The sequence below is a fragment of the Altererythrobacter chaiwopuensis genome (genome assembly GCF_054957755.1).
Window position 1 is genome coordinate 874,973 of record NZ_JBTXJG010000001.1, and the last position, 14,074, is coordinate 889,046.

Below are 14,074 nucleotides of genomic sequence, written 5' to 3' on the forward strand. Positions count from 1 at the left end.
CAATGACCAGTGCCCGCGCGCTGACCACCCGGATGGTCGAGAAAGTGTGGGGCAGGGATACTCTGCCGCCGCCCTTTGCCGCACCCGGTGGCCAGCGGATCGGCGAAATCTGGTTCGAACCGCCAGCTGAGCTTGGCAACCTGCTGGTGAAGTTCCTGTTCACCAGCGACAAGCTTTCGGTCCAGGTCCATCCTTCCGATGCGCAGGCGATTGCGGGCGAGCAGGGCAAGGAGGAATGCTGGCTGATCATCGCCGCCGAACCGGAGGCGTGCATTGCGATCGGCCTGCGCGAGACGGCGGGCGAGGAGCAGCTGCGCCGTGCGGCGCAGGACGGCAGCATCGAGCAGCTATTGGCATGGCACAAGGTTGCGGCGGGAGATTTCTTCTACCTCCCGGCCGGCACGATCCACGCCATAGGCCCTGGGCTGTCGCTGGTCGAAGTGCAGCAGAACAGCGACACCACCTTTCGTCTGTATGACTATGGCCGTCCGCGCGAATTGCATCTCGATCGTGCGCTCGACGTGGCACGGCGGGCACCCTATCCGGCGGATTTGCGCCAAAGGACAGCCGAGAGATCGCAGTGTCTTGTTGACGGGCCGCACTTCCGGCTCGACCGGATCGTGGGCGCGCCAGATGCGGAATTCGCCCATGCGTATGACGGGGCGCTTCTGGCACTCCCGCTTGAAGGGGAACTTGCGCTTGCGGGCGGCGGGGTGCTGTTGGCCGGGGGCTGCGCCTATGCGCCATCGCTCGAAGCGATCGACTTCACCCGTGCGGGCGTGAGCTTGCTGGTGCGCCCCGTTTAGGACGCGCTATTTCGGCGCTTCAAGCATTTTCGGGCCATCCTTGCGGATCGCCTTTTCGATCACCGGCTCGATGAACGACAGCATCCGCGGCAGCCTGATCTCGAAGATCACCTGCCGGTCCTCTATGTCGATATGGCCGGTGATGTTCTGCCCCATGGCGGATACCAGCAGCGCCATGCGATCCTCGCTGACCCAGTCAGTCTCGACATCGGCGATGCCACCCGGCAGATAATCGGCAATTTCGTGGCTGCGGGTGCTCAGGCGATGGCGCACCTCTTCGCGCCCAAGATCATGCGGCAGGGCGACTCTCATTTGCTGTGATCCTCCAGCGCTTCAGCGCCGCCAAAGCGGTAATCGAGATAGCGCGATTTGACCGCCAGATCGTCAAGCGCGCCTTCGGCCAGCCGCCTGGTCACGCGATCAACCTCGCCGCTGATTTTCGAAAGGCTTTCGATCAGCCGCTCGTCGGCAGTCTTGCCGACATGTTGCTCGCGGCGCAGATGGGCCGGGATCTTGCGGTAATTCTCGATCGTCTCGGGGATATATTCGCCCACCAGTTCGCGCACTTCGTTCACCGCGGGATCGGCCTGGTCGATGGCCTGCAATTGCAGCCCCAGCGCATCGAGCTGCACGCCAAGCTGGTCGACGATCTGCACTGCGGGCGGGGGCAGCGCAGGGCGCTGCGCCTCCAGCCACAATTCGGTGCGCGCCACCATCTGCTTGGCATCGCCTTTCTTGAGGTCGGCGCGCTGCGGCACCATCACCTTGGGAAAATTGGCGAATACTGCAAGCGCCGCGACCACCGCGAAGAAGGTCATCACCACGCCGATGAAACCGATCCCGTCAAGGATGATCCCGGCAGCGGTGGCCGCCAGCATGATCGCCACCACGGCGGCGCCGAAATAGCCTGCCCTGCGGATCCAGTTCTTGAGCTTGAGCTCGGCAGAGCCCTTGCCGATGTTCTTCGCCGGGCGATGCGTGCCGCCTTCGCGCTGCACCTGCAGCGAACGGCCTGCCGCGCTCAGGATTGCGTCAGACTCTCTGGTTGAATCGGCCATTATTTTTCAAGCGCCAACAGACCCGGTTCGGACGAAACCTTCTTCTGCGCCTGCGCCTGCCCTTCCGCACGCGCAATATATCCTTTCGACTTCTCGACCTCGGCGGATAGCGTATCGACTGTCTGCTTCATGCTCGAAAGCGCGCGCACCTTGAACTCGTCGACCTCGTCCATCGTGTCATAGATGTTCTGGAAAGCGCGCTGCAGCGTTTCGAGCGGGATCGTGCTCGAGGCCGCCTGTTCATGGATCTTGCCGGTCTGGTCGCGCAGCATGGTGCTGGTCGAATCGATGATGTCGCTGGTGGTCTGGTTGAGCGAAGTGATCTGCCCCAGCACCAGCCGCTGGTTGGTCATCGCCTGCGCCACGGTAACTGCTGTGCGCAAGGCCCCCACAGTGGTGGTGCTGGCACGGTCGACGCCCTTGACCAGTTCGACATTGTTCTTCTTCACGAGATCGAGCGCGAGGTAACCCTGCACGCTCACCGCCATTTGAGTGAGCAGATCCTGCGTGCGCTGGCGGACATAGAACAGCGCGCTTTCGCGCAGTGCCTTGGCCTTGGCGGGATCGATCGAATCAAGTTCGTCCGCCTTTTCTTCCAGCCTGGTGTCGAGCTTTTTGGCGATATGGATCATCTGCTCCAGCTCGCCCATCGCCTCCCACAATTTCTGGCGCTCGACATCGATTGCGGCATTGTCCTCGTAGAGCTCCCTCTTGCCCGAGGCGAGCCGCTCAAGGATCGCCTGGATATGGCCCTGGGCGGAAGTGTAGCTGTCAAAATAGCGCTGCAGCTTGTTGCCGAAGGGGATGATCCCGAACAGCTTGCGCCCGCGCATCTTTCCTTTGCGCCCGGGATCAAGGTCCTCAACAGTCTTGCGCAGCTCGAGCAAATCATTGCCCACGCCATTGTCCTGGTCCATTGCCCGCACCGGTCGATCGAGGAAGCGGTTGGACATGGCGGCGGCGGCACGGATCTGTTCCTGCCCCATGCGTGTGATCTGGTCGACCTTTTCGCCAAAGGCGGGCGAATTGGCATCTTCGGCCACCAGTTCGGCCACAAATCCTTCGACCTTTTCCTCAAGCTTGGAGCGCTTTTCCTCGCTTACCGGCACCAGGCCGACCGCCTTTTCCGGCGTAATCGTAGGCACCGGATCGGGCGGGCTGAGTTCGAAATCGGTCGCCGTCTTGGCTGGGGTTTCCTGCGTGCTCATGATCGGTCTTCAAGCTCCCTGGGATGGCGGTAAGCGCCCTTCGCATACTGTATTAGTGCACTAAAACACAAACTTCAAGAATTGTGGCTTATTCGCGCCCGCGCGTCCATGCTTTCGTTTGCCAGCTCAAGGGGCTACATTGCCCTGGCCTGCCATTTGGAATGGAACGGAAATTTGGCTGAAACTTCTGCACCGCAAAGCGCCGCGCCTGGCGATGGCGCACGCGGGACGTCATCCAGTTTCTCGCGCGTATTGTTCAGCTGGCGCCGCTGGTGGCTGCAGGACGTGGTCGGCACGGTTGACCAGGCTGCCGTGATCGAGAATCGCCGCGAGGAGTGCGGGCTGACCGAGCGTTATCTGTTCATGACCGCAATGTCCGGCGGCATCGCGATCCTGGGCCTGCTGCTTTCGTCCCCGGCGGTGGTTATCGGCGCCATGCTGCTATCGCCGCTGATGGGCCCGATCATGGGGCTGGGCTTTGCCCTGGCAATCGGGGATTACAACTGGCTCAAGCAATCGGCCCGTTCTCTCGCCTGGGGATCGGCAATGGCGGTGGTGCTGTGCGCGCTCGTGGTGTTCTTGTCGCCGATCCAGACGGTGACACCTGAAATTGCCTCGCGCACCCAGCCCAATCTGTTCGACCTGCTGGTGGCGCTGTTCTCGGCATTGGCCGGTGCCTATGCGATGATCCGCGGGCGCGAGGGCACGATCGTGGGCGTGGCGATCGCAACCGCCTTGATGCCGCCGCTGGCGGTGGTCGGGTTCGGCCTTGCGACCTTCAACTGGACGGTATTTTCGGGCGCGTTGCTGCTGTATGTGACCAACCTCATCACCATCGCGCTCACCGCATGGGGGATGGCGCGGCTTTATGGTTTCCGTACCACGCTGAGCGAGCGCAATACATTCTACCAGAATGTCGCCGTGGCGGTGGTCTTCGTTGCACTGGCTGTTCCGCTTGGTTTTTCCTTGCAGCAGATTGCCTGGGAAGCCAATGCGCAGCGGCAGGTGCGCGGCGAGATCCTGGACGAATTCGACCCGCGCTCGCGGCTAAGCCAGGTTGACGTTGATTTTGATGCAGATCCTGTGCGGATCGATGCGACCGTGTTGACACCGCGCCTTGTTGCAGATGCCGAAGCAAAGGGCGAACGATCCCTGGCGCGCGTTCTGGGCCGCCCGGTGCAACTTACGATCAACCAGTATCAGGTCGGTACCAGCGCCACTGCCGCTCAGCAGGCGGAGCTTTCCGCCACCCGTGAGCGCGAGGAAGCCGCCGCGACGCGTCGCGTAGAGGCCCTTGCCCAGCGCCTGGCGCTGGTGGCAGGGGTGAGTGAGGACGACGTGGTGATCGATCGCCAGCGCCGCCGTGCGGTGGTTCGGGCCAAGCCGCTCGAAGGCGCCACGCTTTCGACCTATCGCGAACTGGAGCGGCGCATCGTTTCAACCGAGCCCGACTGGCAGGTTGAACTGCTGCCGCCAACCCGCCCGCTTCCGGCAATTCCCTTTGCCGATGGCGAGCCAACGGCAAGGGGTGAGGCCGCCCTGTCGCTGATTGTTTGGGGAGCACAACGGCTAGGCCTGCCGATCGTGATCGAAGGCAATCCCGAGAATGTCGAACGTACGGTTGCGCTGTTGGCCGAGCGCGGGATCCCGGCCACCGCAGTGCCCGACCGGCGCGCCGACAATGTGCGTGCACGCTGGGGAGAAATTGACCAATAGCAATTCACCCGATGCCTGGATGTGAAATGAAGCTGGAATGGGAAGCAAGGATTTGAGCACCATCAAGCCTCTGAGCGAACTTGGAACCCATGAGGTTTACAACCAGCCCCCTCCGCTTGAAGGTGTGGATCTGTTTGCCTCTGATCGGGCCCTGAATGAAGCCGTCGCAGCAGCGGGCGGTGCGGTGCATGCCCCCCATCTTTCAAAGCTTGGCGCCATATGTGGCAGCGGTGAAGCGATCGAATGGGGGGTAGAGGCCAATCGCAGCTTGCCCGTGCTGGAAACGCATGACCGCTATGGCCACCGCATCGACGAAGTGCGCTTCCACCCGGCTTACCACGAGCTGATGCGTCTCGGCCTGGACAACGGTTTTGCCTCGATTGCCTGGACGGGGCAGCCGGCGGGGCATGTGGCGCATGCTTCGGTGCTTTACCTCACCGCGCAGGTCGATTGCGGCACTACCTGCCCGATGACGATGACCTATGCCGCCGTGCCGTCGCTGCAGGCCGAGGATTCTGTCGCGCGCGAGTGGGTGCCCAGGATCGAGGCAGGACGCTACGATCCGGCGGTGCGGCCCGCGCCCGAAAAGGCCGGCGTTACGATCGGCATGGCCATGACCGAGAAGCAAGGCGGCTCCGATGTGCGGTCCAATACCACGCGGGCCGATCCGGTCGGCGAAGATGGCTGGTACAACCTCACCGGCCACAAATGGTTCTGTTCCGCCCCGATGTGCGATGCCTTCCTGACGCTCGCCTATGCCGAAGGCGGATTGACCTGCTTCCTGCTGCCGCGCTGGCTGCCCGATGGCACGCGCAATCCCGGCTTTCGTGTGATGCGGCTGAAAGACAAGCTGGGTGACCGCTCGAACGCTTCGTCCGAAGTCGAATATCACGGCGCACTGGCGCAGCGTGTTGGGTCAGAGGGGCGCGGCGTCGCAACCATCATCCAGATGGTGCAGCACACCAGGCTCGATTGCGTGATGGGTTCGGCCAGCCAGATGCGCGCGGCGCTGGCGCAGGCAATGTGGCATACCGCGCATCGCTCTGCCTTCCAGAAACGGCTGATTGACCAGCCTGCGATGGCGGCAGTGCTGGCCGATCTGGCGCTGGAGAGCGAGGCGGCGTGCGCGCTGGGCATGCGCCTGGCGCAAACCTTTGATGAAGGCGATCCACTTGCACGGCTACTTACGCCCGTGGCCAAATATTGGGTGTGCAAGCGGGCGCCACTGATGGTCTATGAGGCGATGGAGGCACATGGCGGCGCCGGCTATGTCGAAACCGGCCCGATGCCGCGCCTGTTCCGACAATCGCCGCTCAATGCGATCTGGGAGGGATCGGGCAATGTCATCGCGCTTGATGTGCTGCGCGCGCTTGGCCGCGAGCCAGAGGCAGTCGAGGCGCTACGTGCCTGGCTGATGAAGCAACGCGGCAAGAACCGGGCCTATGACAATTGGCTCGATGGTTTCGATCTTGCCGGGGTGAACGAGGCGACAGCTCGGCTAGCGGTTGAGCGTGCTGCCCTGGCGGCGCAGGCGGCGGTTCTGCTGGAATGGGAAAGCCCCGTTGCCGATGCGTTCTGCAGCTTGCGGCTTACCGGACGGGGCATGGCCTATGGTGCGTTCGATCAGGCGATTGATGCGCGCGCGATCATTGAGCGTGCTTCGCCCGCACTCGGCTGAACGGTCTTGCTTGAACCTTGAAGTCAGGCCGCCAGGTCGAGCGGCTGGATTTCACCCGACAGATACAGCTTCTTAGCCTTGGCGCGGCTCAATTTGCCCGATGACGTGCGCGGCAGAGTGCGCGGCGGCACCAGCTCGACAACGCAGCTCATGCCGGTGACAGAGCGAACCTTGTCGGCAATCTCGTCACGCAGGCGTACCCGCTCTTCGGGGTCGGACACGCGGCAATGCACCAGCACTGCGGGCGCCTCTTCGCCATTGTCCATCTCGATCGCAAAGGCTGCAATATCGCCATGGTTGAAGCCGGGCAGCTGTTCCACCGCCCATTCGATGTCTTGCGGCCAGTGGTTCTTGCCATTGATGATGATCATGTCCTTCGCGCGGCCGACAACGAACAGATAACCATCGCCAAGATAGCCCATGTCGCCCGTGTCGAGCCAGGCTCCCTTGCCATCCTTGCTTGGGACAAGGCAGTCTTCGGTCGCTTCGGGATTGCGGAAATAGGAATGCATCACGCTGGGGCCGCGGCACCACACCTTGCCGATCTGGTGATCGCCGCGCTGCTCGCCGTTCTCGCCGCGGATCTCGACCTCCATGTCGGGCAGCGGCTTGCCGCAATTGACGATCGCGCGATAGCGGGCCGGGCGCGAAAGATCGCGCGGGGTGCCCGAAAGGCGTTCTTCCTCCACCAGTTCGACCCGGATCCCCTCGCCCGGCGGCATGACAGTCACGGCCAGAACAGCTTCAGCCAAGCCATAACTGGGCGTGAAGGCATTGGCTTTGAACCCTGCGTCGGAAAAGGCGTTGACGAAATTCTGCATTACGTCGGGCCGGATCATGTCCGCGCCATTGCCTGCAACCCGCCAGCGCGACAGGTCAAAGCGATCTGCCACATGGCTCTGGCTCGAAATGCGGCGTGCGCAAATGTCATAACCGAAGGTGGGCGAATAGGAGAGCGTATTGCCCGGATTGCGGCTGATCATGTCGAGCCAGGCAAGCGGGCGGCGCGCGAAATGGTCAGGCTTGAGATAGTCACAGCTTACCTGGTTGGCGATCAGCGACAGGAAACACCCGACCAGCCCCATATCGTGATACCACGGCAGCCAGCTGACCACACGGTCACCGCTGCCCAGGTTCATCGAGGTGGCGTGACCATAAAGATTGTGCAGCAAGGCGCGGTGCGTCACTGCCACCCCGGTAGGGAAGCGGGTCGAGCCGGAGGAATATTGCAGGTAGCAAATGTCTTCGGGATCGGCCTCGGGCAATTCGCATTCGGGCGCCTCGCGCCGGACGAAATCCTGCCAGGATTCGCTCGCGCAGCCTTGCTTGGCGGCGGCGGTTTTGGCCATTTCGGCGATCTCTTCGGGGAACAGCAGCAGCTTTGGGTCGCAGCTCTGCAACTGCACCGCCAGCTGATCGATATAACTTTCCTTGCCGCCGAAAGTGGTGGGCAGCGGCAGTGGCACCGGCCAGGCGCCGGCATAGATGCAGGCACAGAACAGAGCGGCAAATTCGGGGCCGGTTTCCGCAATCAGTGCGATCCGGTCTTCCTTGCCGATTCCGGCGGCGGCCATGCGCCGCGCCATCACCAGCGCGTCATCGCGCATCTCGGCAAAGCGATAGGCGCGTATCAGTTCGCCCCGCATATCGTGAAAATTGAGGCCCTTTTCGCTTCTGGCGGCGTAATCGATAGCCTCGTTGAACGTGGCGAAGTCAGCCCGCCTGCGTGGCAGGGGGCAATCATTCGGCGTCGGCTTCAATGCGGCGTCGGTCATATTATTCAGCGATACCCGTTATTTGCGGCGCAAAATGCGCCGATTTCAGTCCCCAATGCGGAATTCCCCTCATGTCCGCGTCCAATCCAGCTTTCCCATTTGATAAGGAGTGTGGCACGAATAAGGCGAAATGGTTGCAAAGCAAACCGGATTGTCGCGTAAAAGACGCAAGTCGCCGCCGCTGGATCAGGCCAGGCTCGAGGAAATCGCGCTGGCCTATGTGGCGCGATTTGCCACTACGCGGGGCAAATTGCTGGCCTATCTGCAGCGCAAGATCCGCGAACGCGGCGCGAGCGAGGATGGGCCTGCCCTCGATCCCGAGGCGGTGGCTGACCGGCTGATCGAGCTGCGGTATATTGATGAAGAGGCCTTTGCCCGGGCGCGCAGCCAGGGATTGCTGCACAGGGGCTATGGCGCGCGCCGGGTGGAGCAGGCGCTGCATGCAGCCGGGATCAATGCCGAATTGCGAGAGGAACTGGCGCCCGGCGAGGCGGCGGCACGGCAAGCGGCCCTGGCGTTGGCCCGCAAGCGCCGGTTCGGACCCTATGGCGCGCTGGCGGACAGCGAGCCGCCTGACCGCGCTCTACGCGAAAAGCAGATTGCGGCAATGATCCGCGCAGGCCATGACTATAGCATCGCACGCGCATTGATCGAAACCACCAGCACCGGCGAGGCCGAAGATTGGGCGCGTGAAGCACAGGATGATTGCGATGAAGTATAAGTGGACGGCCCTGGCGGTTGTTTTGGCGCTGATTTCGTGTTCGCCCGCGCCCGAGGCAGGGGCCGCCGGAGCAGCTGAAACGCAGGCCGGGGCGCAAACCGTCGGCGATGAAGTGCTGCATCCGGTTTCCGGCCTGCAGGTGATCGATCTGGCAGTGATCTCGGACGGGGCACGGCACGATTTCAAGGTCGAGCTGGCAGATAGTCCCGAAGCTCAGGCACGCGGGCTGATGTTCCGCACCGAGCTGGGCGATGATGAAGGCATGCTGTTTCCTTCCGACAGGCCCGGTATCCGCAGCTTCTGGATGAAGAACACCCCGCTATCGCTCGACATCATCTTTATCGGCATGGACGGGCGGATTCTGAATGTCGCGGCCAATACCGTGCCTTATTCGCTCGAATCGGTCCGGTCTGACGGCATGGCCAGCGCCGTGCTGGAGCTGCGAGGGGGGCGAGCTGCCGAACTCGGCATCGGGCCGGGAGCCGTTGTCGAATACAGGCTTCCCTAGGCAAGGTTCCCGCTTGGCGCAGCGGCAACTATCCGCTAATCGCGCTGGCCATGGGAATCCTCGGCAAGATATTCACCTGGTGGGATGGCGCGACCATCGGCACCATGCTGTTCACTGCGCGCAAGGGCGAGCATGTCGGCACCGATGCTCAAGGCAGCAAATATTACCGTTCCAGGCCCAAGCCAGGTGAGCGGGAGCGCCGCTGGGTAATCTACAACGGCAATAATGATGCCAGCCGCGTGCCCAGCGAATGGCACGGCTGGTTGCACGGCGCATTTGACGATGTGCCCGAGAGCCGGTTGCCGCCGCCCAGAATCTGGGAAACCGATTTCACGCCCAATGCCACCGGCACGCCTGCCGCCTATCGCCCGCAAGGCGCGCTTGAGCGCGGCGGGAAGCGCGCTCGTGCCACTGGCGACTATGAGGCATGGAGCCCGGAAGGCTGAGCATGCCCGGTTGGCGCATCGGTTTGGTGGTGGTGGGCGTGATCGGCCTGGCCGCCTGTTCGCAGGATACGCCCGCGCCCGTACCGGTCGAAACCGAATTGCCGGAAGAACTTGCGACGCCTTCGGCCACTGGCACGCCGACCGATATCGGCGCAGATGTGGCTGGAGCCACGCCGATGGAAGAACGCGTGGCGACGCTGGGCCTGCTCAACAAGCGTAACAATTCGAGCCAGGATATAGAGCTGCGTCCGGGTGAATCGCGCCGGATCGGCGACATCGTGATCCGCCTGCAGGCCTGCGAACGCACCGCGCCGTGGGAAATGCAGCGCGAGACCGGGGCCTTCGTCCAGGTTTCCGTGCAGGATCGCGGCACGTCGGATTTCCGACGCATTTTCTCCGGTTGGCTGTTTGAGAGTTCGCCCAGCCTCAACGTGGTCGAACACCCGATCTATGATGTCTGGGTGAAGGATTGCGCGATGAGTTTCCCGGGCGACGAATGATCCCGTGCGGCCTGCTGAATTATGTCCGTATAGGCTTGCGGAAGGCTCATTCCAGGCTGCCCTGAGGCCCGCGTCAACCCTTCCAGATACTGCCGCTGGGTAAGCTCCACAGCACCCATCGTGCCGAGATGTTCAGTCATGAACTGGCAGTCAAGCAGGTGGTATCCGGCCCGCCGCATCATCGCCACCAGCCAGGCCAGCGCCACCTTGCTGGCATCGCTGCGGTGGCTGAACATGCTTTCGCCGCAAAATACCCGGTCGAAGCTGACCCCGTAGAGCCCGCCGACCAGCGTTGCGCCATCCCAGCATTCGACCGAATGCGCGTGGCCCAGCCGGTGGAGCTGGCGATAGCTGGCGATGATCCGTTCGCTGATCCAGCTTTCGGGATGATCGGGGCGCGGCTGGGCACAGGCGGCGATCACATTGTCAAAATCGCGGTCGATCGTGACTGTGAAGCGATCCTGCCGAATCGCCTTGCGCAGGCTGCGCGAGAGATGGAATTGCTCAAGCGGTATGATGGCGCGCTGTTTGGGCTCGACCCAGAATACTTCGGGATCATCGCGCCGATCCGCCATCGGGAAAATTCCGCTGCGATAGGCGAGCAGCAGCATTTCCGGCGGTATCGGCGGGGGATAAGGCGAATGCATATTGCAGCCATTATAGCAGGGCCTTGCCCAATTGCGGCAAGGCAAATCCGCCGGCTGCATGGGCAAACTGCCATGTTGCCATGCTGCGCGCTTGGCTATAGAGGGCAGCGTCCGGCTGCAGGGGTGTAGCTCAGCTGGTAGAGCATCGGTCTCCAAAACCGAGGGCCACGGGTTCGAATCCTGTCACCCCTGCCACTTCTCAAAAAATGTTGAAAAACAACACTTTGGGGCCCTCCGGGGCCCTTTTGTGTACCAGCTTTGTGTACCAGCTTTGCGTGCCAATTTCCCTAGTGACGGGGCCGCTCTAGCAGCGAGAGCCGCGAGAGCCGCGAGAGTCGGGCTCATAGGATCTTCGTATTCCAGATTGGCTCGAACAGATTTTGAGGTCAGATCAATTCGCGTTAGACAATCAAAATGTACACACACTACCTCACAATCTGGAAGGTCCGAGGCTTTAACAAGCTTGATGGTGTGAAGGACGGCGTGATCCTTGCGTCTCAAGCGCAACCCCATGCGAGCGCTAAGCTTACTAGCGACCCCGAGCCGTTTTTTGAACACATCGAGAAATGGCAGGCTATTGCCACGAGCCTTATGTTTGGGCTCTTCACCGAAGGTGACACGCATTCCCCAGAAGAGAAGATTGCGAGGCTATTGGAGGAGATCCGAGAGGAGCGTCGGCACAGGGATAATACGACCGGGATCTACCTAATAATTGAGGGCATTCTTGAGATCGAAGAACCCGACAGCTTTAAAGACCGCCGCAGATTGGACGGATTTTCTGTAGCGTTCGATGCAATCGACAAGGACAAAACCGTCCAGGCATTCCAGCAATTCACTGACGCATGTTTGGCTGGTTTAGTCCTCAGTCTTCCACAAGACTCTGAGCACCAAGCGACTAAGATGGGAGGCGTAACTTACATAACGGAGGAAGAGCTGGGCGAGCCGACATATTCTATCACGTTCACCGCAGGGCAGCCTCGCATTTCGGTCGCTGCAGCACTGACGCCCGAACCCGTGGAAGATACAATGAGACGGGTGCCCATACTTCTCGGAGATGCATCCTCAAGACGTCCCATCGGATTAATGCGCTCGGCACTCAACCCAGACGCGAACGAGCTTGAGGCATTTGTAGCAGCTTGGTCAGCGCTTGAGATATTCGTGAATAAGGGTTTCTCCGAACTCTATCACGACGAGTGGGTCCGTATCTTGAAAAGCGGGGCACCTAGTGAAGCGAGCCCGGTCTTTGATCGTATGCAAGGCGTCCTCAAAGACAAATACAGAGTGCTCGACAAGTTCATTATCATTGCTTCGATATTATGCCCGCAATCCGTCGAGGCGGACACCAAAGAGTTCAAGCGATTGAAGTCGGTTCGTGACGAACTTTTCCATGGGAATGATCGCAGCGAAGACCTGCCCACTGATTCCGCTGTTCGGCTCGTCGCCAAGTTGCTACGCCTTCACGCTGATCGAAAAAAGCAGGGCGTCAAGGAGGTGTGTTGATAGTATAACACACTAGGAAAGGCGCAGGGTCTCAGCCCCCCAGTCGCTCCAGCACCCGCTTGACCCCCGAAGGATGCCAGCTGCCTCCCCTCGGTGCCTCAATGTGCCGCTCGTTCAGCCCCTGAGCTATCTCCCTTAGTCTCTCGGCCCAGCGGGTTTACCTCGGCAATGACCTTGGCGACCTGGCAGCTGGGGCGCCTACTTATGATGAAGTTGTAGAGACCCGCATTATGATCCAATTCTGGCGGGTTTCGCGAACGCAAGATGAAGAGCTTCATCATATCACTGTTCCCCCCATCACGCGAACGTAAACAAAAGCGGCGCACTTTGAGTTTCGTGTCTTGGGAAAGAAAGAAATATACTTTAAGAACAGGGCTTAAGCGTCATCCAAAGGAGTCTCGGAAAATGAGTGCGCTCAGCGATCTGCTAAGGAGTATCTCGCAGGAGCATCGAGAGGCGCTTCAATGGTTCCTCGATCATGCGGGCAAAGAAGTTGGCTGGCCCGAGCCTCTCTCTTCCGGATTGTTTTTGGTGAACAAGGCAAAGGGAATCCATAAGCCGTCAGGCTGGGATCACGCGCTCAGTGTACGCCAAAGCTTGGGGGGGCCATACGACGACAAAGAAGTCGTGACCCGTACCGACGGAACCTGGACATTCGAATACTACCAAGAGGGTCCTGATCCCAGCAGGCGTGACGACGACTTTACTAACCGTGCCTTGATGCAGAACATAGCAGACGGGATTCCCGTTGGTGCAATTGTTCAAGTCAAGAAGAAGCCAAACCCACGCTATAAGGTGCTCGGTCTTGCTCAAGTCACGGGATGGGCTGGCGGCTATTTTCGGCTCGAAGGGTTCAACCTAGAGGGGCAACTACAGATCTCTCCCGAGCCATCAAACACCGATCAGATCGTCGCTGCCCTTGATACAATTCCAGACGATCTCACCGACGCACGGAAAAGGATTAATGCAGCGATAGTTGCCAGGCAGGGGTCTGGGGCATTTCGAAAGAGCGCCCTGAGTGCCTTTGGGGGACGTTGCGCGATTACCGGCTGCGACGCCGAACAGGCACTCGAGGCCGCCCATATCGTTCCCTATCTGGGTACTGCTACTAATCAGTTGTCGAACACCCTTCTCCTGAGAGCAGACATTCATACGCTTTTTGACCGAGGTCTGATCTCGATTTCTGAAGAGACACTTCGAGTTACGCTATCCCCCGCACTTCGATCATCGAGTTATGCCGATTTGGACGGCGTAAGCATTTCTCTTCCCCCTACCGACACAGCGCCTTGGCGATCAAACCTGCGTCAAAGAAGAGAGATGCTCGAAAACTGACATGGACAGCGAAACAGGGCGTTAAGAAGAGAGCACTAGCTTTACCAGCCGGAGTCGGGGACATCTTCAAGATAAGAACTTCAAGACCCGTGCAAGAGCTTGGCGAGTTCGAAGCGGAGTTGCTGAATGAATTGAGAAGGAGCTACACAGGACAGCAAGGGATTCGAAGGAGTTAGTCT

Annotated in this window: 15 protein-coding genes and 1 tRNA gene; 10 read left to right on the forward strand and 6 right to left on the reverse strand. The window is 60.6% G+C overall.

Annotated features, from left to right (window positions below):
* Positions 1-2: 2 nt before the first annotated feature.
* Positions 3-806, forward strand: a complete 804-nt coding sequence (locus ACX2DJ_RS04285; protein ID WP_462571183.1) for a class I mannose-6-phosphate isomerase — start codon at positions 3-5, stop codon at positions 804-806.
* Positions 807-812: 6 nt separating this feature from the next.
* Here ACX2DJ_RS04285 and ACX2DJ_RS04290 read toward each other — a convergent pair whose 3' ends face one another.
* Genes ACX2DJ_RS04290 through ACX2DJ_RS04300 form a run of 3 tightly spaced genes read right to left on the reverse strand, consistent with a single transcriptional unit; the run spans position 813 to position 3,072 of the window.
* Positions 813-1,118 (reverse strand): polyhydroxyalkanoic acid system family protein, encoded by a 306-nt coding sequence (locus ACX2DJ_RS04290; RefSeq protein WP_462571184.1) that lies wholly within the window; start codon positions 1,116-1,118, stop codon positions 813-815.
* A complete protein-coding gene (locus ACX2DJ_RS04295) occupies positions 1,115-1,864 on the reverse strand; it encodes a hypothetical protein (RefSeq protein WP_462571185.1) in 750 nt (249 codons plus the stop codon). Before ACX2DJ_RS04295 ends, ACX2DJ_RS04290 begins: the two co-directional genes overlap by 4 nt.
* Positions 1,864-3,072: a toxic anion resistance protein gene (locus ACX2DJ_RS04300; RefSeq protein WP_462571186.1), complete on the reverse strand. Its 1,209-nt coding sequence runs from the start codon at positions 3,070-3,072 to the stop codon at positions 1,864-1,866. The genes ACX2DJ_RS04295 and ACX2DJ_RS04300 overlap by 1 nt, the downstream gene beginning before the upstream one ends.
* Positions 3,073-3,246: 174 nt before the next feature.
* On the opposite strand from ACX2DJ_RS04300, the gene ACX2DJ_RS04305 reads away from it, so the two are divergent.
* On the forward strand, positions 3,247-4,788 hold the full coding sequence (locus ACX2DJ_RS04305; protein WP_462571187.1) for a TIGR00341 family protein: 1,542 nt from the start codon (positions 3,247-3,249) through the stop codon (positions 4,786-4,788).
* A 37-nt stretch (positions 4,789-4,825) separates the two neighbouring features.
* On the forward strand, positions 4,826-6,466 hold the full coding sequence (locus ACX2DJ_RS04310; protein WP_462571188.1) for an acyl-CoA dehydrogenase family protein: 1,641 nt from the start codon (positions 4,826-4,828) through the stop codon (positions 6,464-6,466).
* 23 nt (positions 6,467-6,489) lie between these two features.
* Here ACX2DJ_RS04310 and ACX2DJ_RS04315 read toward each other — a convergent pair whose 3' ends face one another.
* Positions 6,490-8,241 (reverse strand): fatty acyl-AMP ligase, encoded by a 1,752-nt coding sequence (locus ACX2DJ_RS04315; protein WP_462571189.1) that lies wholly within the window; start codon positions 8,239-8,241, stop codon positions 6,490-6,492.
* A gap of 151 nt (positions 8,242-8,392) precedes the next feature.
* On the opposite strand from ACX2DJ_RS04315, the gene ACX2DJ_RS04320 reads away from it, so the two are divergent.
* Genes ACX2DJ_RS04320 through ACX2DJ_RS04335 form a run of 4 tightly spaced genes read left to right on the forward strand, consistent with a single transcriptional unit; the run spans position 8,393 to position 10,416 of the window.
* The gene (locus ACX2DJ_RS04320) at positions 8,393-8,962 is read left to right on the forward strand and encodes a regulatory protein RecX (RefSeq protein ID WP_462571190.1); all 570 of its coding nucleotides are present in this window, start codon (positions 8,393-8,395) and stop codon (positions 8,960-8,962) included.
* Entirely contained in the window at positions 8,952-9,470 is a 519-nt protein-coding gene (locus ACX2DJ_RS04325; protein ID WP_462571191.1) for a DUF192 domain-containing protein, read from the forward strand. Before ACX2DJ_RS04320 ends, ACX2DJ_RS04325 begins: the two co-directional genes overlap by 11 nt.
* Before the next feature lie 50 nt (positions 9,471-9,520).
* Complete coding sequence (locus ACX2DJ_RS04330) at positions 9,521-9,916, forward strand: NADH:ubiquinone oxidoreductase subunit NDUFA12 (RefSeq protein ID WP_462571192.1); 396 nt, start codon at positions 9,521-9,523, stop codon at positions 9,914-9,916.
* A 2-nt stretch (positions 9,917-9,918) separates the two neighbouring features.
* On the forward strand, positions 9,919-10,416 hold the full coding sequence (locus ACX2DJ_RS04335; protein ID WP_462571194.1) for a DUF2155 domain-containing protein: 498 nt from the start codon (positions 9,919-9,921) through the stop codon (positions 10,414-10,416).
* Here ACX2DJ_RS04335 and aat read toward each other — a convergent pair.
* Positions 10,365-11,063: a leucyl/phenylalanyl-tRNA--protein transferase gene (aat, locus tag ACX2DJ_RS04340; RefSeq protein ID WP_462571195.1), complete on the reverse strand. Its 699-nt coding sequence runs from the start codon at positions 11,061-11,063 to the stop codon at positions 10,365-10,367. The genes ACX2DJ_RS04335 and aat overlap by 52 nt on opposite strands.
* Positions 11,064-11,182: 119 nt before the next feature.
* Between aat and ACX2DJ_RS04345 the strand changes: the two genes are divergently transcribed.
* A tRNA-Trp gene (locus ACX2DJ_RS04345) sits at positions 11,183-11,258 on the forward strand.
* Positions 11,259-11,477: 219 nt separating this feature from the next.
* Positions 11,478-12,563: a hypothetical protein gene (locus ACX2DJ_RS04350; protein ID WP_462571196.1), complete on the forward strand. Its 1,086-nt coding sequence runs from the start codon at positions 11,478-11,480 to the stop codon at positions 12,561-12,563.
* A 31-nt stretch (positions 12,564-12,594) separates the two neighbouring features.
* On the opposite strand, the gene ACX2DJ_RS04355 is transcribed toward ACX2DJ_RS04350, so the two are convergent.
* Positions 12,595-12,693, reverse strand: coding sequence for a hypothetical protein (locus ACX2DJ_RS04355; protein ID WP_462572547.1), 99 nt, complete (start codon positions 12,691-12,693; stop codon positions 12,595-12,597).
* Between the two features lie 275 nt (positions 12,694-12,968).
* Between ACX2DJ_RS04355 and ACX2DJ_RS04360 the strand changes: the two genes are divergently transcribed.
* Positions 12,969-13,895 carry an HNH endonuclease gene (locus ACX2DJ_RS04360; RefSeq protein WP_462571197.1) on the forward strand — a complete coding sequence of 309 codons (927 nt, stop codon included), beginning with the start codon at positions 12,969-12,971 and terminating at the stop codon, positions 13,893-13,895.
* Positions 13,896-14,074: the final 179 nt, after the last annotated feature.